20 protein-coding genes and 2 tRNA genes are annotated in these 24,818 nt (G+C 60.9%); 4 read left to right on the top strand and 18 right to left on the bottom strand.

What is annotated here, in order from left to right; all coding sequences use genetic code 11:
* Nucleotides 1-431 precede the first annotated feature (431 nt).
* From ACM6I7_RS22905 to ACM6I7_RS22920, 4 genes are all read right to left on the bottom strand, one after another.
* On the bottom strand, nt 432-1,724 hold the full coding sequence (locus ACM6I7_RS22905) for a virulence factor family protein (protein WP_103367813.1): 1,293 nt from the start codon (nt 1,722-1,724) through the stop codon (nt 432-434).
* Complete coding sequence (gene mprF / locus ACM6I7_RS22910) at nt 1,724-4,363, bottom strand: bifunctional lysylphosphatidylglycerol flippase/synthetase MprF (protein ID WP_007964392.1); 2,640 nt, start codon at nt 4,361-4,363, stop codon at nt 1,724-1,726. Before mprF ends, ACM6I7_RS22905 begins: the two co-directional genes overlap by 1 nt.
* Before the next feature lie 279 nt (nt 4,364-4,642).
* A tRNA-Met gene (locus ACM6I7_RS22915) sits at nt 4,643-4,719 on the bottom strand.
* A gap of 220 nt (nt 4,720-4,939) precedes the next feature.
* Nucleotides 4,940-5,016 (bottom strand) — tRNA-Met (locus ACM6I7_RS22920).
* A 280-nt stretch (nt 5,017-5,296) separates the two neighbouring features.
* Here ACM6I7_RS22920 and dinB point away from each other — a divergent pair.
* Nucleotides 5,297-6,358 carry a DNA polymerase IV gene (dinB, locus tag ACM6I7_RS22925; protein ID WP_003222295.1) on the top strand — a complete coding sequence of 354 codons (1,062 nt, stop codon included), beginning with the start codon at nt 5,297-5,299 and terminating at the stop codon, nt 6,356-6,358.
* Nucleotides 6,359-6,477: 119 nt separating this feature from the next.
* On the opposite strand, the gene ACM6I7_RS22930 is transcribed toward dinB, so the two are convergent.
* From ACM6I7_RS22930 to ACM6I7_RS22945, 4 genes are all read right to left on the bottom strand, one after another.
* Nucleotides 6,478-7,431, bottom strand: coding sequence for a hypothetical protein (locus ACM6I7_RS22930; protein WP_027614341.1), 954 nt, complete (start codon nt 7,429-7,431; stop codon nt 6,478-6,480).
* A gap of 17 nt (nt 7,432-7,448) precedes the next feature.
* Complete coding sequence (locus tag ACM6I7_RS22935) at nt 7,449-9,164, bottom strand: proline--tRNA ligase (protein ID WP_041070725.1); 1,716 nt, start codon at nt 9,162-9,164, stop codon at nt 7,449-7,451.
* Between the two features lie 129 nt (nt 9,165-9,293).
* Complete coding sequence (locus ACM6I7_RS22940) at nt 9,294-10,853, bottom strand: AmpG family muropeptide MFS transporter (RefSeq protein WP_027614343.1); 1,560 nt, start codon at nt 10,851-10,853, stop codon at nt 9,294-9,296.
* 43 nt (nt 10,854-10,896) lie between these two features.
* Nucleotides 10,897-11,250: an MGMT family protein gene (locus tag ACM6I7_RS22945; RefSeq protein ID WP_027614344.1), complete on the bottom strand. Its 354-nt coding sequence runs from the start codon at nt 11,248-11,250 to the stop codon at nt 10,897-10,899.
* A gap of 166 nt (nt 11,251-11,416) precedes the next feature.
* Here ACM6I7_RS22945 and ACM6I7_RS22950 point away from each other — a divergent pair, with 166 nt between their 5' ends.
* A complete protein-coding gene (locus ACM6I7_RS22950) occupies nt 11,417-12,424 on the top strand; it encodes a DUF481 domain-containing protein (RefSeq protein WP_027614345.1) in 1,008 nt (335 codons plus the stop codon).
* A 114-nt stretch (nt 12,425-12,538) separates the two neighbouring features.
* Here the strand turns inward: ACM6I7_RS22950 and ACM6I7_RS22955 are convergent, their stop codons facing one another.
* Nucleotides 12,539-12,748, bottom strand: coding sequence for a cold-shock protein (locus ACM6I7_RS22955; protein WP_002554837.1), 210 nt, complete (start codon nt 12,746-12,748; stop codon nt 12,539-12,541).
* 353 nt (nt 12,749-13,101) lie between these two features.
* Between ACM6I7_RS22955 and dcd the strand changes: the two genes are divergently transcribed.
* Complete coding sequence (gene dcd, locus ACM6I7_RS22960; RefSeq protein ID WP_003222308.1) at nt 13,102-13,668, top strand: dCTP deaminase; 567 nt, start codon at nt 13,102-13,104, stop codon at nt 13,666-13,668.
* Nucleotides 13,669-13,770: 102 nt separating this feature from the next.
* Nucleotides 13,771-13,980, top strand: a complete 210-nt coding sequence (locus ACM6I7_RS22965; protein WP_027614346.1) for a hypothetical protein — start codon at nt 13,771-13,773, stop codon at nt 13,978-13,980.
* Nucleotides 13,981-14,026: 46 nt separating this feature from the next.
* Here ACM6I7_RS22965 and pdeM read toward each other — a convergent pair whose 3' ends face one another.
* The 9 genes from pdeM to ACM6I7_RS23010 all read right to left on the bottom strand — a co-directional run bounded on the left by pdeM (nt 14,027) and on the right by ACM6I7_RS23010 (nt 24,652).
* Nucleotides 14,027-14,683, bottom strand: coding sequence for a ligase-associated DNA damage response endonuclease PdeM (pdeM, locus tag ACM6I7_RS22970; protein ID WP_414889340.1), 657 nt, complete (start codon nt 14,681-14,683; stop codon nt 14,027-14,029).
* Entirely contained in the window at nt 14,680-17,169 is a 2,490-nt protein-coding gene (locus tag ACM6I7_RS22975) for a ligase-associated DNA damage response DEXH box helicase (RefSeq protein WP_414889341.1), read from the bottom strand. Before ACM6I7_RS22975 ends, pdeM begins: the two co-directional genes overlap by 4 nt.
* 192 nt (nt 17,170-17,361) lie before the next feature.
* Nucleotides 17,362-18,126: an ABC transporter ATP-binding protein gene (locus tag ACM6I7_RS22980; protein ID WP_123586990.1), complete on the bottom strand. Its 765-nt coding sequence runs from the start codon at nt 18,124-18,126 to the stop codon at nt 17,362-17,364.
* Between the two features lie 13 nt (nt 18,127-18,139).
* Nucleotides 18,140-19,258 carry a succinylglutamate desuccinylase/aspartoacylase family protein gene (locus ACM6I7_RS22985; protein ID WP_097086538.1) on the bottom strand — a complete coding sequence of 373 codons (1,119 nt, stop codon included), beginning with the start codon at nt 19,256-19,258 and terminating at the stop codon, nt 18,140-18,142.
* An 11-nt stretch (nt 19,259-19,269) separates the two neighbouring features.
* On the bottom strand, nt 19,270-19,980 hold the full coding sequence (locus tag ACM6I7_RS22990) for an ABC transporter permease (RefSeq protein WP_097086541.1): 711 nt from the start codon (nt 19,978-19,980) through the stop codon (nt 19,270-19,272).
* The gene (locus tag ACM6I7_RS22995) at nt 19,977-20,705 is read right to left on the bottom strand and encodes an ABC transporter permease (RefSeq protein ID WP_003222319.1); all 729 of its coding nucleotides are present in this window, start codon (nt 20,703-20,705) and stop codon (nt 19,977-19,979) included. The genes ACM6I7_RS22990 and ACM6I7_RS22995 overlap by 4 nt, the downstream gene beginning before the upstream one ends.
* 57 nt (nt 20,706-20,762) lie before the next feature.
* A complete protein-coding gene (locus tag ACM6I7_RS23000; protein WP_003222321.1) occupies nt 20,763-21,545 on the bottom strand; it encodes a transporter substrate-binding domain-containing protein in 783 nt (260 codons plus the stop codon).
* A gap of 387 nt (nt 21,546-21,932) precedes the next feature.
* Nucleotides 21,933-23,621, bottom strand: a complete 1,689-nt coding sequence (locus ACM6I7_RS23005) for an ATP-dependent DNA ligase (protein ID WP_414889342.1) — start codon at nt 23,619-23,621, stop codon at nt 21,933-21,935.
* Nucleotides 23,618-24,652, bottom strand: a complete 1,035-nt coding sequence (locus ACM6I7_RS23010; protein WP_097086545.1) for a ligase-associated DNA damage response exonuclease — start codon at nt 24,650-24,652, stop codon at nt 23,618-23,620. The genes ACM6I7_RS23005 and ACM6I7_RS23010 overlap by 4 nt, the downstream gene beginning before the upstream one ends.
* Nucleotides 24,653-24,818 lie beyond the last annotated feature (166 nt).

A 24,818-nucleotide genomic window follows, 5' to 3' on the forward strand; every position in this document is an offset into this window, starting at 1 on the left:
AGGAAACCGGCACGCTCGAAAGCGTCCCACGCACAGCCGCCATTACTCGATGAGCGGGCTCTTGCGCTGGGTTCTCCGGGTTACCACACCCGATCGCTGAATGGGTCAGCGACGTCCGGAGAGTATCTCGTCAAAAAACAGCGCAATAGAGCCGCAAAGCGCCCGAACACGAGTTTCGGAGTTTGCCTACAAGGTCTGTGGGCGTCATCTGATATTGCGAAACTGGAAGTAAACGAAACTAAACATCTGGCACAAGATTCCCTGTGGGAGCGAGCCTGCTCGCGAAGGCGTAGTGTCAGTCGACGAGTCTGTTAAATGACTCATCGCTTCGCGAGCAGGCTCGCTCCCACAGGGGATTTTGGTGGCGGCTGGAATGTAAAAAGCCCCCGCAAGCGTAAGGCTGCGGGGGCTTTTTGTTTGGCCGGCTCAGATCACTCTGCCGGCTGATCCTTGCTCTGACGCTTCTCGATCAAGTCCACCAGACGCTTGGCCAGCGCCGGGTAGTTCTCGTCGAAGTGGTGGCCGCCAGGCAGTTTCACTGCTTCGCCGACTGCCGTCTTGTCGGTGCAGCCGCTTTCGTCGGTTTCTTCGGCGCCGTAGATGCACACTACTTTGGCCGCTGGCAGCTTGGCCATTTCCGGGCCGGTGGCGGCTTCTTTGCCGGCGTTGCCGAGCCAGCCTTCGACTTCGATTTCGAAGCTGCCGGTGCGGGCGAAGGCCAGCAGGATGATGGCGTCGACGCGTTGCTGCTCGGTGTCCGGCAGGCGGTTGTAGATCGCTGGCAGGACGTCGGCACCGAACGAGTAACCGGTCAGGATGAAGCGTTTGGTGCCCCATTTCTGCCGGTAGTGTTGCATCAGTTCGGTCAGGTCCAGCGCGCTTTGCTCGGGGCTCTTGTGCTGCCAGTAGTAGCGCAGGGTGTCGATGCCGACCACCGGGTAGCCAATCTTGGCCATCTCGCCCGCTACGTCGCGGTCGAGGTCGCGCCAGCCGCCGTCACCGGAGAGGAACAGGGTCACGGTGTCCTTGGCCTGACCGGCCGGCACTTCCACCACCGGGATTGCCAGACCGCCGTTGGCCTTGTCGCCGCCGACGAGGATCTTGCGCAGCTCGTTGTTCAGCACTTGCGGCAGGTTGATGTCGTAGTCGCTGATGCTGGTTTCGGCGTTCGGTTGATCGCGCACGAAACCGGCGCTGGTGTCGTCCGGGTTGTCGTTCCATGCCACCAGCCAGTGGCCATGAGCCGCGGCTTTCGGCAGCAGGTGAGTGCAACCGGGTTTTTCCAGCGCCAGGTCAACCGAGATCGCCTGGGCCTTGTCGTCCTTCTGCTCGGACAACCAGCGCCAGGCCAGCACGGCGCCAGGGCCGATACCGCTGACCAGCGTGGCCGGGCCGTTCAGTTCGCGCAGGCCGGTCTGCAGGGCGCGGCTCTGTTGCAGGCAGTCCTTGGGCAGAATCACTTGAACGATCTGCGCCGAGGCGCTGCGGCTCAGGGTGCTCAGTTGGTTGTCGGTCAGCTTCTGGTCGTCATTGACCGCGACCAGCACCTGAGCCTTGGGCTGGGTGCCGGGAATGACGCGGGTCATTACCGTGCCGTCGGCGGCCGTCAGTGGTTGCAGAGTCGGTTGCGGTGCCGGGCGTTTGAGGTACCAGTAACCGCCGCCGGCAATCACGGCCAGCACGATCAGTGCGGCCAGGATGTACTTCAGGGAGCGTTGAATCATCAGCGTTTCACCAATCCAGTCAAGCCGCCCGCGATCAGGGCAGCAGTATCGGCCAGCGCCACCAGCGGATCGAGTCCGGCGGGCACTGCCATATAACGGGGTTCCCAGTCAGGCTGGAACTTGTCTTTGAAGCGGCGCAAGCCTTGGAAGTTGTACAGCTGCTCACCACGGCGGAAGACCATCGAACCCAGACGCTGGGTCAGCGGTGCACCACGCCGGGGTTGCAACCCCGACAACGGCACCATGCCCAGGCTGAAGCGCGCGTATCCGTGACTCTTATAGTGTTGAATCAGGCCGACCATCAGGAATTCCATGGTCAGCTTGGGGGCGTCCGGGTGCGAGCGCATCAGGTCCAGACTGGCCAGGTCATGGCTGAAAGTCTCGAGCAGGTTGGCGAACGCCACCGGGCGACCTTCAAAGCGAATCACCGCAATACGGAAATGCTTCAGGTAATCGTCGCTGAACCGACCGAGGGAGAAACCTTTCTCGCGCACATTCTTGCCGGTCAGCCACGCATCGGAAATCACTTTCAACTCGTCCATCGGCGCCTGGCCCGGCTCATGGATTTCCAGCGACAGACCATCGCGGGTACCACGGTTCCAGGTGTAGCGCAGGTCCTTCATCTCTTTGCCCTTGGCTTCCAGGTCAAAGCGCTGCAGATCGACCCGGGCCTCTTCGCCGAGCTTGATCGCGGTCAGGCCGATGTCCATGTAGTACGGCAGGTTTTCCGCACGTACCTGATAGAACACCGGGCGAGCGTGATGGATGTCGCACAGGTCGCGGAACTGCCAGATCATCTCGGCGCGTTGCTGGCCGGGGCCGATCGGGTCGTACAGCGCCACCAGGCTGCGGCCACGGCGGGCGTACATCAGGAAGGCTTCGTCGTTCTGGTGAAACAGCAACGCCTTGTCACCGGTCAGCGCGAGGCCGCCATCGGGTTGCGACGAAGCCATCAGGATTTTCGCGGCGCGATCCAGTTCGTCCGGGGTCGGCAGGTGGATCACCGGGCGCGCGGTGCGCAGCAGCCAGGTCAGCGCGATCACCAGTAACAGCACGGCGGCGCCGAGCAACGAACGCAAGCCGCGCGGGGCGTCTGCGTCGAGGGTGAACTGCCACCACAGTTGATGGCTGTAAGGCACGTCCTGATAGGCGAACAGCAGCAACCAGGTCGAGGCGCCGAGGACGCAGAGGCTGGCCACCAGATACAGCGGCGAGAACGGCAGTTCGGTCAGGCGGCTCGGGCGATAGAACGAACGACGGAACACTCCCAGCAACGCGGCGGTGAGTGTCATCAGCGTGGCTTCTTCCCAGTCGAAGCCTTTGAGCAGCGAGAGCAGGGCGCCGACCAGCAACAGAATGGTGGTCAGCATCCACGCCGCCGACAGGCGCCGGCGCAGGCCCTGCGCCAGCATCAGGCACAGTACGCCGATCAGGCTGGCGCCGAAGTGCGAGGCGTCAACCAGACGATGCGGAATCAGAAAACCGATGTGTTCGAGACGGGTGTCGATCTCCGGGGTCGCGCCGGAAAACAGCAGCACCACGCCGGACAGAAACACCAGCACCGCCAGAATCGGCGCGGCCAGACCGGATGCGGCGCGCATGGTCTGGGTCTGGAACAGGCGCTGGCCTTCGTTGATCAGCAAAAACAGGCAGGCCACCAGCAGCGGTAGCACGACGTAGATCAGACGATAAAGCAGCAGGGCGGCGGCCAGCGGTGCGGCACCGAGAGTGTCTGCAAACGCGGCGAGCAGGATCGCTTCGAAGACCCCGACACCCCCCGGTACGTGGCTGAGGACGCCGGCGGCCAGGGCCAGCAGGTACACCAGCAGGAAGGCGCCGAACGGCGGGGCTTCCGGCAGCAGCAGATAAAGCACGGTGGCCGCTGCGGCGACGTCGAGGGCGGTGATGATCAGTTGCAGGAAGGTCAGGCGTCGGCCCGGCAGGCGCAGCGTCCGGCGACCGGCCCTGACCAGCAGGTTGTCGCGGTACGGTTGCTCCGGCAGACGGCGGCGATAGATGCCGATCGCCAGAATCGCGCCCAGACCCAGCACCACCATGGCGATCGTGCCGAGCAGGCCTTCTGACAGGCCCAGTGCGGCGGAGGCGGCGGGCAGGTCGCTCAGGGTCGCGAGAGCCGCCAGCGGTGGCAGGGCGCAACCCAGCGACAGGCTGGCGAACAGCGTCATGTGCGCGACTTCGGAGGCGCCCAGCCCGTGGCGTGCATATAAACGGTAGCGCACCGAGCCGCCGGACAGCAGCGACAGGCCGATGGCGTTGCCAATCGCAAATGCGGTGAAGCCGCCCAGCGCCAAAGTGCGCGGCGGCAGTGTCACGCCGGCATAGCGGCTGGCCGACCATTCATAGCCCAGCAATATGATGAAGCCGACCACCGTAGCAGCCACTGCGCCGAGCAGGGCCGGTTTCGGCACCGCCAGGATCGAGTCATGCAGGGCATACAGATCGAGCTCGCTCAGCAGGTGGCGACAGGCAATCAGCGCAATGGCAAACAGCAGCAACGTGACCGCCAGACCGATCGGCTGGCGATATTTGCTCAACCGATCCAGCAAGCGCAGGCGCTCGGGTTTGATCGGATGTTCTGCTGTGACGGTGTCTTGTGAATCAGACGAGTTGGCGCGCATCAATCACCTCTTGGATTGTGCGCGACAGGATGGAGGTATCCAGCCAAGTTACCAATCCCTGTAGAAAAAAATAATCACAAAATACTACGCCTCTCATCCGGGATCGGCGAGGGCGGGTCATGGATTGCAGACGTCTTGCCTGCGACTCAAGCATAGTCGCAACTCGGTCGGTCTGATGATCCTGAGCGTTTCACTGCAGCGTGACAGATCATTGTTGCGAAAGGACTTTTTCCACAGATACAAAAAAGGCCACTCTTTCGAGCAGCCTTTTTTGATGTTTGGTTGCGGGAGCCGGATTTGAACCGACGACCTTCGGGTTATGAGCCCGACGAGCTACCAGACTGCTCCATCCCGCGTCTGTGTGGCGGCATTCTACAGGCGAACGGCGAGGTGTCAACCGCTAATCCCGTAAAGGGTCAAATAAGTGTGAATTTGCGTCAAACGGTCGCAGCGGCGCGGTAAGTTTCGGAAATGCAACGAATTCCTGTTCGCCCCGATGTGCGTGATGCAGAGGCTGGTCTGAAAAACAGACAGACACAAAAAAGGCCACTCTTTCGAGTAGCCTTTTTTGATGTTTGGTTGCGGGAGCCGGATTTGAACCGACGACCTTCGGGTTATGAGCCCGACGAGCTACCAGACTGCTCCATCCCGCGTCTGTGTGTCGGCATTCTACAGAGGATCGCCGGGGTGTCAACCTTGAATCTGGATAAATCTGTTCCTGTTCAATCGGTTAGCGCTTTTTCCAGTGCAGGAGACGGGCGCGCAGGGCAGGCGGGGCAAGGCTTTCAGCTCTATCGGTCGGTGATTCTCGATTGAGAAAATAAATTCATCGTGGTTTTCCCACAGGCTGAAAAGAACATTCAGACCACTGGTGCTATATACAGGTGTCAGTGAGATACTGCGTTTCCGGCTCGCCATGTTTCCTTTTCTGTCATGACCCAGCGAAAAATCATCCACGTCGACTGTGACTGTTTCTACGCCGCCATCGAGATGCGCGACGACCCGAACCTGGCCGGCAAACCGCTGGCGGTGGGCGGGTCGGCGGATCGGCGGGGGGTGATCGCCACCTGCAACTATGAAGCGCGGGCGTACGGCGTGCGTTCGGCAATGTCGTCCGGGCATGCCTTGAAGCTGTGCCCCGACCTGACCATCGTCAAGCCGCGCATGGATGCCTATCGCGAAGCCTCGAAGGAAATCCACACCATCTTTCGCGATTACACCGACCTGATCGAACCGCTGTCGCTGGACGAGGCCTACCTCGACGTCTCCGACAGCGCGCATTTTGGAGGCAGCGCCACGCGCATCGCGCAGGATATCCGCCGGCGGGTCTCCAATCAGTTGCACATCACCGTGTCTGCAGGCGTGGCCCCGAACAAGTTTCTGGCCAAAATCGCCAGCGACTGGAAGAAGCCCAACGGGTTGTTCGTGATTACTCCGGACCAGGTCGAGGATTTCGTCAGTGGCTTGCCGGTGAGCAAGTTGCACGGCGTCGGCAAGGTCACTGCCGACAAACTGGGCAAGCTCGGCATCGTCGATTGCCTGCAACTGCGCGAGTGGGACAAGTTGGCGCTGGTGCGCGAATTCGGCAGTTTCGGTGAGCGACTCTGGAGTCTGGCCCGTGGGATTGATGACCGGTTGGTGCACAACGACAGCCGCCGTCAGTCAATCAGTGTGGAAAACACCTACGACGTCGATCTGCCGGATCTGCGCAGTTGCCTCGACAAGCTGCCGGAGCTGCTGGAAACCCTGAAAACCCGCATGGAGCGGATCGACAGCAGTTATCGCCCGGGCAAGCCGTTCGTCAAAGTGAAGTTCCATGACTTTACCCAGACCACACTGGAGCAAGCCGGGGCAGGGCGCGATCTGGGCAGTTATCAGTTGATGCTGACGCAGGCGTTCAACCGGGGTGGGAAACCGGTGCGGTTGTTGGGGGTAGGGGTGAGGCTGGAGGATTTGCGCGGCGGGTTTGAGCAGATGGAGTTGTTTGAGCGCTAATGCCTGTGGTGTTGCTGATGCCGCTTTCGCGAGCAAGCCCGCTCCCACATTTGATTGCATTCCATCTGAAGGAACTCGATCAAATGTGGGAGCGGGCTTGCTCGCGAAGCTTTTCAGGCTTAATTCGGTCCAGGATCAGCGACCAGACGCCCCGCATCCTTGGTCAGCGACTTGAGAAATTCCGCCTGCAACTCAGGATCGTTGCGCGTCAGTTCGATCAGGCTTTGCTCCAGCTCGCTGGCTTCTTCTTCCAGACCCAGTTCCGACAGACGTTTGACCCGGTGAACCCACTGGCTCACTTCGTCGTCTTCCAGATCGTCGTAAATCAACCCGTGCGCTTCGAGCAACTTGCTGCGCAAATGGCTGCTGATCGCCAGGGATGAGTCGCTGTGCACGTCATCCTTGCCGTCTTCGACGCTGATCTGCAGCTTGCCGATATGATTCAGGTCATTTTCGGCGAACGGACTGTCCAGCAGGTTCAGGCGCAGCACGCCGTTGCGGTCAGTGGTCATGTCGAAGGTCTGCTTGCCGGCCTTGACCTGCACCGGACGCTCGCTCCACGGCAGGCTCGAATACTCCGTGCGCTTGTCGCGCTGGACTTCATCGATACCGGCCAGGTTCTGTTGCGCACGACCGTGGGACTGCACGTTCATGAACGGGTTGACCCCGGCGATGCCGTAGTTCAGCCAGTCCTTGGTCACGCTGTCCGGCAGATTGCCCAGGGCGAACACGTTGACCACATTGGCGCCGATACCGGCGACCACGGCCACTGCACCCAGCGGAATCTCGTAGATTTCGCGCCAGGGCTGATAAGGCGTGTAGCGGTCGTAACGACGGGTGACCTCAAACTCGGTGACTTCGAAGGTCTTCTGTTCGTTGATTTTCACGCGACGCTGCGGCAGTTCGAGCACCTTAGGCTCACCGACATCGATCTGCAGGCTGTGATCGAGCAGTTTGCGCTCGACCCGCTCTTCGTGCTCGCTGCGCTGTGACATCTGATTGGCACAGCCGCTGACCAGCAGGGCGCCGCACAAGGCGGCACCACCGAGGCCCAAGGTGTTTCGCTTGAACATGAGGTCTCTATCTGGATTCAGCGGCGGATACGGGCCTGAAGGAAGGACAGCACATCGGCAACCGGCAGCGCTTGCGCTTCGGCTTCGGTGCGGCTCTTGTATTCCAGGTTGCCTTCGGCGAGGCCGCGGTCACTGACCACGATCCGGTGAGGAATGCCGATCAGCTCCATGTCCGCGAACTTGATGCCCGGGCTGGTTTTCTTGTCGCGATCGTCCAGCAACACTTCGAAACCGGCTGCAGTCAGTTCTGCATACAGCTTGTCAGTGGCTTCGCGCACCTGCTCGGTTTCATAACGCAGCGGTACCAGAGCGATCTGGAACGGCGCCAGGGTGTCGCTCCAGATGATGCCTTTGTCGTCGTTGTTCTGCTCGATGGCGGCAGCGACCACGCGGGATACGCCGATACCGTAGCAACCCATTTCCAGGGTAACCGGTTTGCCGTTCTCGCCCAGCACTTCGCACTTCATCGCCTTGCTGTACTTGTTGCCCAACTGGAAGATGTGCCCGACTTCGATGCCGCGCTTGATTTCGAGGGTGCCTTTGCCGTCCGGGCTTGGGTCACCGGCCACGACGTTACGCAGGTCGGCAACGGTTGGAACCGGCAGATCGCGCTCCCAGTTCACGCCGAAGTAGTGCTTGTCGTCGATGTTCGCACCGATGCCGAAGTCGCTCATCAGTTCGACCGAGCGGTCGATGATGATCGGCAGCGGCAGGTTCAGCGGGCCGAGGGAACCGGCGCCGGCGCCAATGGCGTCACGCAGCTCGGCATCGGAAGCCATGACCAGCGGGCTGGCCACGCCTGGCTGGTTGGCAGCCTTGATTTCGTTCAGCTCGTGGTCGCCACGGATGATCAGGGCAATCAGCTTGCCTGGCTCTTCGGCATGGACGATCAGGGTCTTGATGGTCTTTTCAATCGGCAGATTGAATTTTTCCACCAGCGCGGCAATGGTCTTGGTGTCTGGAGTGTCGACCAGGCGCAGCTCTTCGGCCGGCGCTGGACGCGAGGTTTCCCGTGGCACGGCTTCGGCTTTCTCGATGTTCGCCGCGTAGTCGGAGCCGTTGCTGAAGACGATATCGTCTTCGCCGGACTCGGCCAGTACGTGGAACTCGTGGGAGCCAGCGCCACCGATCGAGCCGTTGTCGGCTTCAACCGGACGGAATTTCAGGCCCAGACGGGTGAACACGTTGCAGTACGCCTGATGCATGCGGTCGTAGGTGACCTGCAGCGAAGCCTGATCGGCGTGGAACGAGTAGGCGTCCTTCATGATGAATTCACGGCCGCGCATCAAGCCGAAGCGTGGGCGGATTTCGTCACGGAATTTGGTCTGGATCTGGTACAGGTTGATCGGCAGCTGCTTGTAGCTGCTCAACTCGTTGCGCATCAGATCGGTGATCACTTCTTCGTGGGTCGGGCCCGCGCAGAAGTCGCGACCGTGGCGGTCTTTGATGCGCAGCAGCTCAGGGCCGTATTCTTCCCAGCGCCCCGATTCCTGCCACAGCTCGGCCGGTTGGGTGCTCGGCATCAACACTTCGAGAGAACCGGCAGCGTTCATTTCTTCGCGAACGATGGCTTCAACCTTGCGCATTACCCGTAAGCCCATCGGCAGCCAGGTGTACAGGCCCGAGGCGAGTTTGCGAATCATGCCGGCGCGCAGCATCAGCTGGTGGCTGACGACGACCGCATCGGAAGGCGTTTCTTTCTGTGTGGCGAGCAAAAATTGACTGGTGCGCATGGTTGGCCGTTGTCGGTTGCTATGACTGGAAATGACGGAGCAGTGTACCGGCGAGATTTGCCGACGTACAGGATTGCGCTCGGCGGTGAGGCGCAACGGCGGGAATCCTCCCGCCGCAGCTGAAATGTCCTACGACTCTTCGACGACGGAGGTCGGTGCAGGCTCGGGCGTTGGCGTCGGGCCCGCACGGCGATTTTCCTGGAACCAGTGCAGGGCGATCAACAGGAGGGTCGGCACGCCGAGCAGTGCGGTGATCATGAAGAAGCTGTGGTAACCGAACTTCTCGACCATTACCCCGGAATAGCCGCCCATCAGCCGCGGCAGCAACAGCATGATCGAACTGAGCAGGGCGTACTGGGTGGCCGAAAACTTGAGGTTGGTCAGGCTCGACAGGTAGGCGACGAACGCCGAGGTCGCAAGCCCTGAACTGAAGTTGTCGAGGGAAATGGTGACCACCAGCATCTTCAGGTTCGGCCCCATGTCGGCGAGCATCACGAACAGCAGATTGGTTGCCGCCGAAGCCGCGCCACCGATGAACAGGATCGGCAGGATACCGAAGCGCACAATCAGCAGGCCGCCCATACCGGCGCCGACCAGGGTCATGATCAGGCCAAAGATCTTGCTGACGCTGGCGATCTGATCCTTGGTGAAGCCCTGGTCGATGTAGAACACGTTGGCCATTACGCCCATCACCGTGTCGGACATCCGGTAGGTGGCGATCAGTCCGAGCAGCAGCAACGCCTGCCAGCGGTAGCGCAGGATGAAGTCGTTGACCGGGGTCAGCACCGGCGCCAGGCCGCGACGGCCCATGGTCGACAGGCACAGGCCGGTGAGCAGGGTATAGAGGATCGCGCGCAGGAAAGCGCGGTCTTCGAGCAGCAGGTCGAGCGGACTCATCTGGCCGAACAATACGCTGGCGAAATCGGTGTTGTAGAGCTGGGTGAACATCGCCGGAACCGACACCAGCAACACGATCAGTACGAATACCGAGGCCAGTTGATGCGCGAAGCTGTAGCGGCCGGCCTGCAGCTGCGTGCGCAGTGGCACTGGCGGCTCGCGCATCAGCAGCGAAGTCAGCAGGGCAGGCACCATCAACACGCCGAACAGCGCGTAGGTGCCGGTCCAGGCCGAATGTTGATAGTTGAAGCCGGTGGAGCCGAAGCCTTCGGCGAAGAACAGTGCGCCCGCGGTGGCCAGCAGGGCGGCGACGCGATAGCCGGACATGTAACTGGCGGCCAGCGCGGCCTGGCGGCTGTCGTCGGCGATTTCCAGGCGATAGGCGTCTACCGCAATGTCCTGGGTGGCGGAAGCGAAAGCGACGATAACGGCAATGGCGATCAGCCAGGACAGGTGTTTCTGTGGATCACAGAAGCCCATGCCGATCAGGCCCAGAATCACCAGCGTCTGCGAGAGCACCAGCCACGAACGGCGGCGGCCCAGCTTGCCCAATAAAGGCAGGCGCCATTGGTCGAGCAGCGGTGACCAGACCCATTTGAAGGCGTACGCCAGACCGATCAGGCTGGCGTAGCCGATGGTTTCACGGGCAACGCCGGCCTCACGCAGCCAGACGGAAAGCGTCGAAAACACCAGCATGTACGGCAGGCCGGCAGCAAAACCGAGCAACAACAGCACGAGCGTCGAGGGACTGGCATAGGCGGCGAGCGCGGCGCGCCAGGTTTTACGGGGCATGGGCTGAAGTCTGCCTCAAGATTGCGAAAACAAAGCGCGCACTCTAACCGCTGTGCTCTACCGGACGCCAGCCATGGCGCTGAATATCCACACGATTGTTCAGGACGGTGACGCCTTCAGAACGCAATCGTGCCCGTTGTTCGTCCCCCGAAGGGCTGCCCGGCGGCAGGCTGATCCGACCGCCGGCACCCAATACCCGGTGCCACGGCAGTTTGGTATCGCCGGGCAATTGGCTCAGGGTCCGACCGACCCAGCGGGCGGCGCGCCCCAACCCTGCGAGTTCAGCTAACTGACCATAGCTGACCACCTTGCCCTCAGGCACTTGGGCAAGGGTGGAATAAAGCGCCGTGCGTCGGATTTGCGCTTCGCTTTCCTCGGGATGATTCGGCTCTTTCACCTGCGCGGTTCCTGAACAATAGTCGTATCGATGGGCTCAAGCGTAATCGCTCGTTGGCCAGATGAGAAATGAACTCAATGGAAATCGCTCGGTCAGTCCTTGTCAGGGTCTTATTCCTACGGATAATGCCGACCTTTTTTCGCAAACTTGAGCCCTTGATCCGCTTATGTTGTCCAGAACCCTGCTGTGCCTTGCTGTCTTCAGTGCCTCCACGCCGCTGCTTGCCGATACCGTCTGGTTAAAGAACGGTGACAAGCTGAGCGGTAAGATCTCCGTTTTCGATGGCGGCAAATTGCTGATTCAGACCCAGTATGCGGGTGCGGTCAGCATCGACTGGAAAGAGGTCAAGACCCTGCAAAGCGATCAGGAACTGCTGGTCAAACAGGACGCCTACAACGGTGAAAAAGCCAAGTCGCTGACCGCTGCCGATGACGGCAAGGTCACCCTGGCCAACGGTGAGGCGCCGAAGACCGTCGAGCTGGCGAGCATTCAGCAGATTCTCAAACCCAAACCGGTGGTCGAGGATCTGGTATGGAAAGGCAATATAGGCCTGGCGATGGATTATCAACGGGCGGAAAAGGACACCGACGATTACGACATCGACTTCAAGACCACCGCGCGTCATGGCCGCTGGCGGCACACCGCCGAGGGCGAATACAACCGCGAAGTGCAGGACGAGCAGGTCACCACCAATAACTGGCGCGCCGAATACGCACTTGACCGCTTCCTCACCGACAAATGGTTCTGGCAGGGGCGCCTGAACTACAAGCGCGACTACGTTGAAGAGCTGTCGCGTCAGCGTGTGGTCGGTACCGGTCCGGGTTACCAGTTCTGGGACGACGAGCTGGGCGCGTTCTCGCTCGGTTCGCTGCTCAACCGCACCGATTACGAGTACAGCGATGGCGGCAAGGACAACTTCTATTCGGTCGCCATGAAGTGGGATTACAACCGTTACCTGATCGGCAAAAAAGTCGAGTTCTTCACCAATGGCGAACTGGGCAAGCCGCTGTCTGACGTAGCCAACTATGCGCTCGATGCCGAGATGGGCTTGCGCTACAAGGTCACCGACTGGGCCTCGCTCAACCTCAAGGCTGAACGCGACATCATCAGTGGTACCAAGGATGCGGACTTGAACAAAACCCGCTACACCGCAGGGTTTGGCGTGGCCTGGTAAAGCAAGTCGAAAAAAAGCAGCCGTGAGGGCTGCTTTTTTGTGGCCGTTAAAAAACACACGCCCACAAAAAAGCCCCGCTTTGAGGGCGGGGCTCTTTTCTAAAGAAGCTACAAGTTAGATAACTTGTACTTCTTCAGCTTGCATGCCTTTCTGACCGCGGGTAGCGATGAAAGAAACCTGTTGGCCTTCTTTCAGGCTTTTGAAGCCGTCGGATTGGATAGCTTTGAAGTGAACGAACAGGTCGTCACCGGATTGTGGAGTGATGAAGCCGAAGCCTTTTTCATCGTTGAACCACTTAACGGTACCGGTTTGGCGATTAGACATGGTGTAACTCCTTGAACAAAGATAACTGCGACTCAGGAAGAACCCTGGCCGAGACTGAGTGCAAAGAGCAGGAAAAATTCTTGTAGATGGTTGGATCGAAATTCAACATATCGTGTAGAGATTCTCAGTGACACAAGCAACACAGTGGCGCCACCTTAACCCTTTTTCCGGAACGTGCCAATGTTTCTTGCGAAGGTTTCTCTGTTTTAGGGATCGACGGTGTGACGGTTCGTCGCCAGGGCCTGTATTTCCAGGGTGTTCGGCGAGAATTGCAGCGCGGACTTTGAACCCGGCGGCGCGCCCGGTAAGATGCCGGACAGATTTTTTCCACCTCGCTATTCAGGACACCCGCCATGAGCATCAAATCGGACAAGTGGATTCGCCGCATGGCGCAGGAACACGGCATGATCGAGCCTTTCGTCGAGCGCCAGGTGCGCGGCAGCGACGACAGCCGTGTGATCTCCTACGGTGTGTCGAGCTACGGCTATGATGTGCGCTGCACCAACCATTTCAAGGTGTTCACCAACATCAATTCGGCGATCGTCGATCCGAAAAACTTCGACGCCGGCAGCTTTGTCGACATCCACAGCGACGTCTGCATCATCCCGCCGAACTCCTTCGCCTTGGCCAGCACCGTCGAATACTTCCGCATTCCGCGCAATGTATTGACCATCTGCCTGGGCAAAAGCACCTACGCGCGTTGCGGCATCATCGTCAACGTCACCCCGCTCGAGCCTGAGTGGGAAGGCCACGTGACCCTGGAATTCTCCAACACCACCAACCTGCCGGCGAAAATCTACGCCAACGAAGGCGTGGCGCAGATGCTGTTCCTCGAATCCGACGAGCAATGCGAAGTTTCGTACAAGGATCGCGGCGGCAAATATCAGGGCCAGCGTGGCGTGACCCTGCCGCGTACCTGATCCATCCGGCAGTTCGCGGGAATTCTTTGGCGGGCAGACACTCTATGGGGTGTACTGCCCGTTTTTGCTTCTGGCAAAGCGGGCCTTCGCCGAGGAGGTTGCATGAAGATCGATCCGCATATCACCGCCCAACTGGCAAGGCTTGAGCCCAATCAGGTTGGCGTTTTGGCCTGGTCATTGTTGGCACACCCGGCTTTCCATATGGCAGGCGGCATTCCCGGTCAGCCTGATCCCGACACCCCTAACGAACAACCGACCGAACCCGGCGAGCCGACGCTGCCGGACGAGCCGCCACCCGCGCCAGTGGCCTGAGTCGCTACTCTATGAATGGCCAGTCAGCTGAGGTTTGCCCAAGACCTCAACTGACGGGCCATATTTCGTTGTCGCCGATGACGAAAATCCTGCACTGAGCGTCTTTCTCGACCTGATAACCACCGGTAAAGGCACCAAAGGCCGGCAGCAGGCTCAATCGCTCACCCAGTCGAAAACATGCCAGCCGCAAACGCTGCCGCCCCTTGCCGTTGAGCCGATAGACCGGATGCACATGCCCGGCCAGCACGTGTCGTTCGGGATGGGGGTCGGGTTCGTGTTGCAGGGCAAACGGCCCGAGCAGCATCGGTTCCGGAACCACGCGGATATTCAGCGCCGTCGGTGGATCCCCGGCACGTTTGTCGTGGTTGCCGCGAATCAGCGTCATCGGCAGATCCGCGTGCCGTGCACGCCATTCGGCCAATGCATTCAGCGTGCCCGCCGCATGCGAACCGGGGCCGTGCAGAAAGTCACCGAGGAAAATCAATTGCCGACAGGGCAGTCTGGCCAGCAAGCGGTCGAGCACTTCGATGTTCGCCGTCGTGGTGCCCTGTGGCACCGGCTGGCCGAGGCTGCGATAGGCCGCGGCCTTGCCGAAATGCACATCGGCGATCAGCAGTGCTTGCTGCGCCGGCCAATACAGGGCCTTTTCCGGCAGCAGCCAGAGTTCTTCACCGGCCAGGCGCACTGGATACGCTGCACTCATGAGGCGTGACCCTTGTCGGCGGATTTCTCCAGATCGCCGACCATGCGCCGGATGCGGTCAGCGAGTTTTTCCGAACTCATGCTTTCGCGCATGCGCTCCACCAGCAACGGAAAGCCTAGCGGTGTAGGACGTTTGATCAGGTGCATGTCCAGTTTCATCCGGTTGATCCGCTCCAATGTCTGTTCCAGACGACGAATATCCAATTCTTCGCGCAGGACTTCTTCCCCGGCCTGGGCCAGCAGCAGATTGTCGGCGTCGTATTGCTTGAACACCTCGAAGAACAATCCGCTGGAGGCCTGCACCTGACGGGTACTTTTTGGCGCGCCGGGATAACCGGCGAACACCAGCCCGGCGATCCGCGCGATCTCGCGAAAACGCCGCAACGCCAACTCCCCGGCATTGAGGCTGGCCAGCACGTCGCGCATCAGATGCTCGGGGCTGAGCAGCGCCGTATCGAATTGTTCGAACCAATCGACCGGCGTGGCGCTGAGCAACTCCAGCCCGTAATCATTCACCGCAATCGAGAACGTCAGTGGCTGGCGCTGACTGACGCGCCACGCCAACAGGCTGGCGAGCCCCAGATGCACCTGGCGCCCGGCAAACGGATAAAGGAAAAGGTGCCAGCCTTCACGGGATTTCAGCGCTTCGGCCAACAGACTGTTGGAGGTGGGCAGACCCGACCAGTGCGCCTGGGTTTGCAGCAACGGTTGCAGCGCCTGCATTTCCGGGCCGACGAACTCGCCCCGTGCTGCCGCCGTGAAGCGGCTGACCACGGCGGCGGCCAGTTCGTTGGAAAGCGGCATCCGCCCGCCATTCCAGCGCGGCACGGCGGCTTTTTTCGCGGTGCTGCGTTTGACGTACGCGGTCATGTTTTCCACGCGCACCAACTCCAGCAGGCGCCCAGCAAACAGAAAGCCATCGCCCGGTTTCAGCCGCGCGATAAAGCCTTCCTCGACACTGCCTAACTGCTTGCCGCCGCCACCCTTGCTCCAGAATTTCAGATTAATGCTCGCGTCGCTGACGATGGTGCCGATGCTCATGCGATGACGGCGCGCCAATCGCGCATCGGGCACGCGCCAGACGCCGTGTTCATCCGGTTCGACCCGGCGGTAATCCGGATAGGCCGTCAGAGAAAGCCCGCCATGACGTACGAAAGCCAGCGCCCAGGCCCAATCTGCCCGTGTCAGATCACGATAAGCCCAGGCACCACGCACTTCTTCGTACAGCTCTTCGGGAATAAAGCCACCGCCCAGCGCCATGCTGACCAGATGCTGCACCAGCACATCCAGCGGTTTGTGCGGCGACAGGCGCGGTTCGATGAGTCGTTGCGCCACGGCATCGCCTGCGGCGGCGGCTTCGATCAGTTCCAGGCTGTGGGTCGGCACCAGCGTCACTCGCGAGGTGCGCCCCGGCGCGTGACCGGAGCGCCCGGCGCGTTGCATCAGCCGCGCTACGCCTTTGGCCGAGCCGATTTGCAGCACCCGTTCCACCGGTAAAAAGTCCACGCCCAGATCCAGGCTCGAGGTGCAGACCACGGCTTTCAGCTTGCCGTCCTTCAACGCTTGCTCGACCCAGTCGCGGGTCTCGCGGGACAGTGAACTGTGGTGCAGCGCGATCAGCCCGGCCCAGTCCGGCCGCGCTTCGAGCAACGCCTGATACCAGATTTCCGACTGCGCGCGGGTGTTGGTGAAGACCAGGCTGCTGGCGCAGGCGTCCAGTTCGGCAACAACCTGCGGCAGCATCTTCAGACCGATGTGCCCGGCCCACGGAAACCGCTCGATGGCCGGAGGGATCAAGGTGTCGACCTTGAGTGATTTTTCGCTCTGGCCCTGCACGCTGATCCCGCCGCCCTGTGGGATCAGCACCTGTTCGGCGTGGGCCTGATTACCGAGGGTGGCAGAAACGCCCCAGACGATCAGCTCGGGTTGCCAATGGCGCAGACGGGCGAGGGCCAGTTGCAGCTGCACGCCGCGTTTGTTGCCGAGCAGTTCGTGCCATTCATCGACAACGATCATCCGCAGGCTCGACAACGCAGTCCTGGCGTCGGCTCGGGCAAGCAGCAGGGTCAGGCTTTCCGGGGTGGTGATCAGCGTGGTCGGCAGGCGCCGGCCCTGACGCGCACGTTCGGCGCTGCTGGTGTCGCCGGTGCGCAGACCGATGCTCCACGGAATCTGCAAATCGCTGACCGGCGCTTGCAAGGCGCGCGCGGTGTCGGCCGCGAGAGCGCGCATCGGCGTGATCCACAGCACGGTCAGTGGTTCGGCTGGCGTTTTGCGTTTTTTGCTGTCTGCAACGCTGGGTTTGATGCGGGCGAAGCGGTTGAGCGCGGCGAACCACACCGCATAGGTTTTACCGGCGCCGGTGCTGGCATGGAGCAACCCCGACTGACCTTGTTTGACGGCGGCCCACACCTGCTTTTGAAAGGCGAACGGCTTCCAGTTGCGTGCGCTGAACCAGAGTTTTGCGAAGTCGGTGGAGGTGGGCATACCGGCGGCGTGCGCTCTGAAAGTGTTCCTTCAGTGACCGCGCCGTTGCGGGACAAGTTTAATTTTGTGCGATTACCTACACCATTGTGGGAGCGGGCTTGCTCGCGAAAGCGGTGTGCCAGTTAGAACAGTTTTGACTGACACACCGCTTTCGCGAGCAAGCCCGCTCCCACAGGTTATTATCTGCGTCTGTTACTTGAGGTTCCCGCTGAGGAACTGCTTCAGCCGTTCGCTGCGCGGATTGCCCAGCACGTCTTCCGGCGCGCCTTCTTCTTCCACCAGCCCTTGATGCAAAAACAACACCTGGCTGGAGACTTTGCGGGCGAAGCTCATTTCATGGGTCACCATGATCATCGTCCGACCTTCTTCAGCCAGACCCTGAATCACCCGCAACACCTCACCCACCAGCTCCGGGTCGAGTGCCGAGGTCGGTTCGTCGAACAGCATCACTTCCGGCTCCATCGCCAGCGCCCGGGCAATCGCCACCCGCTGTTGCTGGCCGCCAGAGAGAAACGCCGGGTACTGATCGGCAACACGCGCCGGCAGGCCGACCTTGTCCAGGTAGCGGCGGGCGCGGTCTTCAGCTTCCTGCTTGCTGCAACCCAGCACCCGGCGCGGGGCCATGGTGATGTTTTCCAGCACGGTCATGTGGCTCCACAGGTTGAAATGCTGGAACACCATGGCCAGTCGCGTGCGCAGGCGTTGCAGTTCATTCGGGTCGGCGACGTGCATGCCGTGGCGGTCGGTGACCATGCGGATCGCTTGGCCATCGAGGCTCATGGCGCCGTCGTTGGGTTGTTCGAGGAAGTTGATGCAGCGCAAAAAGGTGCTTTTACCCGAGCCGCTGGCGCCGATCAGGCTGATCACGTCGCCGGTTTTGGCCTTGAGCGAAACGCCTTTGAGTACCTGATGGTCGCCATAGCTTTTGTGCAGACCTTCAACAGTCAATTTGTACATGGGACAGACATCCTCAAGGCGAAAGTAGATAGCCGCTGCGATAGGCTTCGGCGCCCGCCACGTGGGCGATCACCATGCCGGCAGTAGCCATGCGCCGCAGCGAGCGGGCGTACAGCAGGCCGGCGGCAGTGCAATGAATGGGGGTGACCCGGTCGTGGATCGGGTCGATGATTTCGGCAATCTGTTGCCCGGCTTGCAGGTATTGCCCGGCCGTGGCGGTGTACACCAGCAAGCCGCCCACCGGCGTGGTCACCGGTTCGACGCCGGCCAGCGGCGTGGCGGGGAACGGCAGGGGCGGCTGCGGCTTGGTCTCGCCGACGATCGCGTCGAACTGGATCAGGTAATCGATCAAGGCCTGGCAGTCACGACTGGCCATTGGGTGATTGACGTCACCCTGGCCGCGCAATTCCACGGTCACCGAAAAGCTGCCCAGCGGAATCTCGAAGTGTTCGCCAAAGCGCTCCTGCAGTTGCCACCACAACAGGGTGAAGCATTCGTCGAATGACTGGCCGCCGGAATCGGTGGCCAGCAGACTGGCCTGAGCTTCGATGTAACGCGCCAGCGGCTCGACCTGCGGCCACGCTTCGGGCGTGGTGTAGAGATGAACCACGGATTCGAAATCGCAGTGCAGATCCAGCACCATGTCGGCATCGCACGCTAGCCGTTGCAAGGTCAGGCGCTGGGATTGCAGTTGTGTGCCGGGCGTTTGACGGGCGAGGGCGTTGCGCAGGCTGGCGCGGATCAGCTCAAGGTTACGCTGCGGGTCGTCGCCCAGTTTGCCCTCGATGTCGTTGCCGATTTCTTCGCTGAGGTCGACGAACCAGCGATTGAAATTCTGCCCGCTCTCCATCTCGTACCGGCCCAGCGGCACGTCCATCAGCACTTGTTCGAGGCCGACCGGGTTGGCCACCGGCACCAGCACAATCTGGCTGCGCAGGCGCCCGGCGGCTTCCAGCTCCGCCAGTCGCTGCTTGAGGTGCCAGGCCACGAGCATGCCGGGCATTTCGTCGGCATGCAGCGAGGACTGGATGTAGATCTTGCCTTGGGCCTGCTCCGGGCCGAAGTGGAAGCTGTGGATCTGTCGTGCGGTCCCCGGCACCGGGGCCAACAGGTCATGGATCTGGTGTCGCATTACAGGTTTTCCTAGTGGGTCGGCCCGAGGAATGCCAGCCATCGGCGTTCGGCGAGGCGGAACAGGCCGACCAGCGCGAAGGTGATGGTCAGGTAGATCAGCGCGGCGATGCCGAACGACTGGAAGGTCAGGTAGGTCGCCGAGTTGGCGTCCCGCGCAACTTTCAGGATGTCGGGGATGGTCGCGGTGAAGGCCACGGTGGTCGAGTGCAGCATCAGGATCACTTCGTTGCTGTAATACGGCAACGAGCGACGCAGCGCCGAGGGCATGATCACGTAGGCGTACAGCTTCCAGCCGGTCAGGCCGTAGGCCTTGGCCGCTTCGACTTCGCCATGGTTCATGCTGCGGATCGCCCCGGCGAAAATCTCCGTGGTGTAGGCGCAGGTGTTCAGGGCGAACGCGAGGATCGTGCAGTTCATCGCATCGCGAAAGAAACTGTCGAGCAACGGCTGCGCGCGCACGGCGGCCAGGCTGTAGATCCCGGTGTAGCAGATCAGCAACTGGATGTAGAGCGGCGTGCCACGGAACAGGTAGGTGTAGAACTGCACCGGCCAGCGCACATAGAAATGCGAAGACACACGGGCGATCGACAACGGGATCGACACCAGAAAGCCAATGAAGATCGAGGCGCTGAGCAGCCACAGGGTCATCGCCAGACCGGTGATGTTGGTACCGTCGGTATAAAGGAAGGGTTTCCAGTATTCCTGCAGGAGTTCGATCATCGTACGGCCTCCCGGGCACCGGCGGCGTAGCGACGCTCAAGCCAGCGCAGGATGACGTTGGATGCACTGGTGATCAGCAGATAGATCAAGGCGGCGAGTACCAGGAAGTAGAACAGTTGATAGGTGCTTTTACCGGCGTCCTGCGCGGCTTTGACCAGATCGGCCAAGCCGATGATCGACACCAGCGCGGTGGCCTTGAGCATCACCATCCAGTTGTTGCCGATGCCCGGCAGGGCGAAGCGCATCATTTGCGGGAACACCACGAAGCGAAAACGCTGGCCGCGCTTGAGGCCATAAGCGGTGGCCGCTTCGACCTGACCGCGTGGTACGGCGAGGATTGCCCCACGGAAGGTTTCGGTGAAATACGCGCCATAGATGAAGCCCAGAGTGATCACCCCGGCGGTGAAAGAGTCGATCTCGATGTAGTCCCACTCCATGACGTCGGTCAGGGCGGTCAGCCAGGTCTGCAGGCTGTAGAAAATCAGCAGCATCAGCACCAGATCCGGCACCCCGCGAATCAGCGTGGTGTAAAGCTGGGCAGGCAGGCGCAGCAGTTTGGATTTCGACAGTTTGGCACTGGCGCCCAAGAGACCGAGCAACACGGCCACCAGCAGCGATAACGCGGACAATTTGATGGTCATCCAGGTGCCTTCCAACAGCAACGGACCGAAGCCCTTGAGGCTGAAGGCGGAGAGCCCCAGATTTTGTAAGAGGTTTTCGAACATAAATCAGCAACCTGAGCGGATGGAAAAGGCGCCCATCGAGTGATGGGCGCCAGGGCATTATTTACCGCTGTACAGATTCAGATCGCCAAAGTGTTTCTTTTGAATCTCGGCGTATTTGCCGTCATCGTGTAACGCTTTGATACCTTTATCTAAAAGTGCCTTCAGCTCTTTGTTACCTTTCTTAATACCGACAGCGGTTTTGGCTGGCAGCAATTCACTGTCGACCGGCTTGCTGACTTCGTAGTTGGCGCCATCAGGCGACTTCAAAAAGCCCAGTTCGGCTTGCAGCATGTCCTGGATCGAGGCATCGAGACGGCCGTTTTTCAGGTCGGCGTAGACCTGATCCTGGTTGGCGTACGCCTGGATTTTCACCCCGGCCTTCTCCAGTACGGCCTTGGCGTAGGCTTCCTGGATGGTGCCTTGCTCGTAACCGACGGACTTGCCCTTGAGGGACGCGACGTCATCGCTCAGGCCGGAACCCTTCTTGAACACGTAGGAAGTCGGGCCGGAGAACAGCTCGCTGGAGAAGTCGATCGCCTTTTCACGGGCCGGGGTCACGGTCATCGACGAGATCACACCGTCGAATTTGTTGGCGTTGAGGCCCGGAATCATGCCGTCGAAGTCGCTTTCAACCCATTTGCACTTGACCTTCAGCTCGGCGCAGATCGCGTTGCCCAGGTCGATGTCGAAGCCCACCAGGCTGCCGTCGGCCGCTTTCGACTCGAACGGTGCGTAGGAAGGATCAACGCCAAAACGCAGCTCTTTGTATTCCTTCGCCAGCGCGGAGCCGGCAGCCATGCACAACGCCAGTGCAGAAAGGGTCAGCAATGCTTTTTTCATTATTCAATCCCTAAGAACCAATATGAGCGCTTGTGGCGCAGAATTATTGTTACTGGAACGCGTACGACCTATAGAAAGTAGCAATTTCCGAACCAGAGTCCCGAACAAGTGTTTTAAAAGGTTGGGGGAGGGAGGAGGGAGAGGGATTGGTGCACGGGAATGGGCGGCTGTTGAAGGCTGCACCAACTTGGGTCGATGCACGCATTTTTAGGTGCTGGGATGAGCCGTTGTGGCGAGGGAGCTTGCTCCCGCTGGAGGGCGAAGCACTCCCCTGGATTTTTCAAATAGACCATCGTTTTGCGACTGCTGCGCAGTCGAGCGGGAGCAAGCTCCCTCGCCACAGGGCGTTCATCCAGTTAAATGTGATCGGTGTCCCCGGAAACCGGGTCAGGCCAGCAAATCCTGCAGCGTCGCCAGGCTGTCGGCCTCATCCACCGTCTTGTCCTGCCGCCAGCGCAGCATCCTTGGAAAACGCACGGCGATGCCGCTCTTGTGTCGCCGCGACAGGGCGATGCCTTCGAAACCCAGTTCGAACACCAGACTCGGCTTGACGCTGCTGACCGGGCCGAACTTTGCCACGGTGGTCTTGCGCACGATGCTGTCGACCTGGCGCATTTCCTCGTCGGTCAGCCCCGAATAGGCCTTGGCGAACGGCACCAGCGCTCGTTGGCTGGACTCGGGCGGGCCGTCCCACACGGCGAAGGTGTAATCGCTGTACAGACTGGCGCGCCGGCCATGTCCGCGCTGGGCATAAATCAACACCGCATCGACGCTGAATGGGTCGACCTTCCACTTCCACCACACGCCCATGTCCTTGGTCCGGCCTACGCCATACAGGGCGTCGCGGGCCTTGAGCATCATGCCCTCGACACCGAGGCGCCGTGAGGCTTCGCGCTGCTGGGCGAGGTCGAACCAGTCACTGCCAGTGAGAATCGGCGAGGCCAGTAACACCGGGTTGTTACCGTGAGCGATGACCTGCTCCAGTTGTGCGCGTCGTTCGGCCTGCGGACGGTTGCGCCAGTCTTCGCCCTGCCACTCCAGCAAATCGTAGGCGAGCACCACCACCGGCACTTCTTCAAGGATTTTCTTGTCGAGGGTTTTGCGCCCGATGCGCTGCTGCAGCAGCGCGAACGGTTGCACCGCCGGCGGTGCGCTCGATTGCGGATCGAAGGCGTCTTCGGTGCTCGGATGGGTGCTTTTCCAGACCACGATTTCGCCGTCGATTACCGTGCCGTCGGGTAACGCGTGGACCAGTGTGTCGAACTCGGGGAAACGCTCGGTCACCAGTTCTTCACCCCGCGACCAGACCCACAGCCGACCCTCGCGCTTGACCACCTGCGCGCGGATGCCATCCCACTTCCATTCCACTTGCCAGTTGCTCGCCGGCCCTAGCAGCGCTTCAAACTCCTCCACCGGTTGTGACAAGCCATGCGCAAGGAAGAACGGGTAGGGTTGGCCGCCACGTTGCGCATGTTCATCGGCGGATTCCGGCGCGATCAGTTTCAGGTAGCTGGCCGCGTTCGGCCGGTTTGACAGGTCGGTGTACCCCACCAACCGCTGCGCCACGCGTTTGCTGTCGAGGCCGGCCATCGACGCCAATGCGCGGGTGACCAGCAATTTCGACACGCCGACGCGGAAACTGCCGGTGATCAGCTTGATGCACAGCATCAGGCTCGGCCGATCCAGTTGCGCCCACAGCGCTGGCAGGTGGCGGGCGAGGTACTCCGGGGTTTCACCGCGCAGCGGCAGCAGCTTGTCTTCAATCCATTCGGCAAGACCGGCCTCGGAGCTGTGCGAATTTTCCGGCAGCACCAGGGAAATGGTTTCCGCCAGATCGCCAACGGATTGATAGCTTTCCTCGAACAGCCACGGTTGCAGTCCCGAGACTTCCACCGCCAGTTCGCGCAGGATGCGCACCGGCACCAGTTGCCGCGGACGTCCACCAGACAGAAAGTACACCGCCCACGCCGCGTCCTGCGGTGCTGCTTGAGCGAAGTAGGTTTGCATCGCTGCCAGTTTGGCGTTGCTCGACGTGGTGGCGTCGAGTTCGGCGTACAGCTCGGCGAAGGCTTTCATGCTTGCACCTCGGCGATAACCGGCTCGGCGCCAATGTTCTCCTCTTCGTCGTCGCCGTATTCGGTGTTGAAACCCTGCGCGTCCAGGCCTTGTTCGCGCAGATGCCGGACCAGCACGCCGATCGAGCCGTGGGTGACCATCACCCGTTCGGCGCCGGTCTGTTCGATGGCCCAGAGCAGGCCGGGCCAGTCGGCGTGATCCGACAGCACGAAACCACGGTCCACGCCACGCCGCCGGCGAGTGCCGCGCAGGCGCATCCAGCCGCTGGCGAAGGCGTCGCTGTAGTCACCGAACCGGCGCATCCAGGTGCTGCCACCGGCCGAGGGCGGGGCGATGACCAGCGCCTGACGCATGATCGGGTCGGATTTTTTGATGTCGCCGGCGTAGATCGTCGGCGGCAGGTACACGCCGGCCTCGCGGTAGACCCGGTTCAACGGCTCGACGGCGCCGTGACTGAGGATCGGGCCGAGGCTGGCGTCGATGCCGTGCAGAATCCGCTGAGCCTTGCCGAACGAATAACAGAACAGCACGCTGGCCTTGCCCGCCGCGATGTTCGCCTGCCACCACTGGTTGATCTCGCTGAACACCTGCGCCTGTGGTTGCCAGCGGTAGATCGGCAGGCCGAAAGTCGATTCGGTGATGAAGGTGTGGCAGCGCACGGGTTCGAACGGCGCACAGGTGCCGTCGGGTTCGATCTTGTAATCTCCCGATGCGACCCAGACTTCGCCGCCGTATTCCAGACGCACCTGGGCCGAACCGAGCACATGCCCGGCGGGATGGAAACTCAAGGTCACGCCGTGATGGGTCAGCCTCTGACCGTAGGCGAGGGTTTGCAGGTTGATGTCCTGACCCAGACGCGCACGCAAAATCCCTTCGCTGGCGCTGCTGGCAAGGTAGTGCTGATTGCCGTTACGGGCGTGATCGCCGTGGGCATGGGTGATCACCGAGCGCTCGACCGGGCGCCACGGATCAATGTAGAAATCCCCGGCAGGGCAATACAAACCTTCGGGGCGGGCGATAACAAGGTCCATGTCGTTACCAGAATGGGGGGCTTGTTAGCTATGAGGTTGGCGCGAGTCCGGAAGTTCTATCGATTATTTTAGAGTCGCTACAAAACCAATGTGGGAGCGAGCCTGCTCGCGAAAGCGGTTTAACTGACACATCTATTCTGACTGTGTCTCCGTCTTCGCGAGCAGG

It is taken from the genome of Pseudomonas sp. IT-93MI4 (assembly GCF_949767635.1).
In the GTDB taxonomy this organism is placed as follows: Bacteria; Pseudomonadota; Gammaproteobacteria; order Pseudomonadales; family Pseudomonadaceae; genus Aquipseudomonas; species Aquipseudomonas putida_A.

Excerpts from the sequence above, each read along its gene's own strand:
- ACM6I7_RS22905 (WP_103367813.1), bottom strand. The coding sequence starts at position 1,724 with ATGATTCAACGCTCCCTGAAGTACATCCTGGCCGCACTGATCGTGCTG.
- mprF (WP_007964392.1), bottom strand. The coding sequence starts at position 4,363 with ATGCGCGCCAACTCGTCTGATTCACAAGACACCGTCACAGCAGAACAT.
- dinB (WP_003222295.1), top strand. The coding sequence starts at position 5,297 with ATGACCCAGCGAAAAATCATCCACGTCGACTGTGACTGTTTCTACGCC.
- ACM6I7_RS22930 (WP_027614341.1), bottom strand. The coding sequence starts at position 7,431 with ATGTTCAAGCGAAACACCTTGGGCCTCGGTGGTGCCGCCTTGTGCGGC.
- ACM6I7_RS22935 (WP_041070725.1), bottom strand. The coding sequence starts at position 9,164 with ATGCGCACCAGTCAATTTTTGCTCGCCACACAGAAAGAAACGCCTTCC.
- ACM6I7_RS22940 (WP_027614343.1), bottom strand. The coding sequence starts at position 10,853 with ATGCCCCGTAAAACCTGGCGCGCCGCGCTCGCCGCCTATGCCAGTCCC.
- ACM6I7_RS22950 (WP_027614345.1), top strand. The coding sequence starts at position 11,417 with ATGTTGTCCAGAACCCTGCTGTGCCTTGCTGTCTTCAGTGCCTCCACG.
- ACM6I7_RS22955 (WP_002554837.1), bottom strand. The coding sequence starts at position 12,748 with ATGTCTAATCGCCAAACCGGTACCGTTAAGTGGTTCAACGATGAAAAA.
- dcd (WP_003222308.1), top strand. The coding sequence starts at position 13,102 with ATGAGCATCAAATCGGACAAGTGGATTCGCCGCATGGCGCAGGAACAC.
- ACM6I7_RS22965 (WP_027614346.1), top strand. The coding sequence starts at position 13,771 with ATGAAGATCGATCCGCATATCACCGCCCAACTGGCAAGGCTTGAGCCC.
- pdeM (WP_414889340.1), bottom strand. The coding sequence starts at position 14,683 with ATGAGTGCAGCGTATCCAGTGCGCCTGGCCGGTGAAGAACTCTGGCTG.
- ACM6I7_RS22975 (WP_414889341.1), bottom strand. The coding sequence starts at position 17,169 with ATGCCCACCTCCACCGACTTCGCAAAACTCTGGTTCAGCGCACGCAAC.
- ACM6I7_RS22980 (WP_123586990.1), bottom strand. The coding sequence starts at position 18,126 with ATGTACAAATTGACTGTTGAAGGTCTGCACAAAAGCTATGGCGACCAT.
- ACM6I7_RS22985 (WP_097086538.1), bottom strand. The coding sequence starts at position 19,258 with ATGCGACACCAGATCCATGACCTGTTGGCCCCGGTGCCGGGGACCGCA.
- ACM6I7_RS22990 (WP_097086541.1), bottom strand. The coding sequence starts at position 19,980 with ATGATCGAACTCCTGCAGGAATACTGGAAACCCTTCCTTTATACCGAC.
- ACM6I7_RS22995 (WP_003222319.1), bottom strand. The coding sequence starts at position 20,705 with ATGTTCGAAAACCTCTTACAAAATCTGGGGCTCTCCGCCTTCAGCCTC.
- ACM6I7_RS23000 (WP_003222321.1), bottom strand. The coding sequence starts at position 21,545 with ATGAAAAAAGCATTGCTGACCCTTTCTGCACTGGCGTTGTGCATGGCT.
- ACM6I7_RS23005 (WP_414889342.1), bottom strand. The coding sequence starts at position 23,621 with ATGAAAGCCTTCGCCGAGCTGTACGCCGAACTCGACGCCACCACGTCG.
- ACM6I7_RS23010 (WP_097086545.1), bottom strand. The coding sequence starts at position 24,652 with ATGGACCTTGTTATCGCCCGCCCCGAAGGTTTGTATTGCCCTGCCGGG.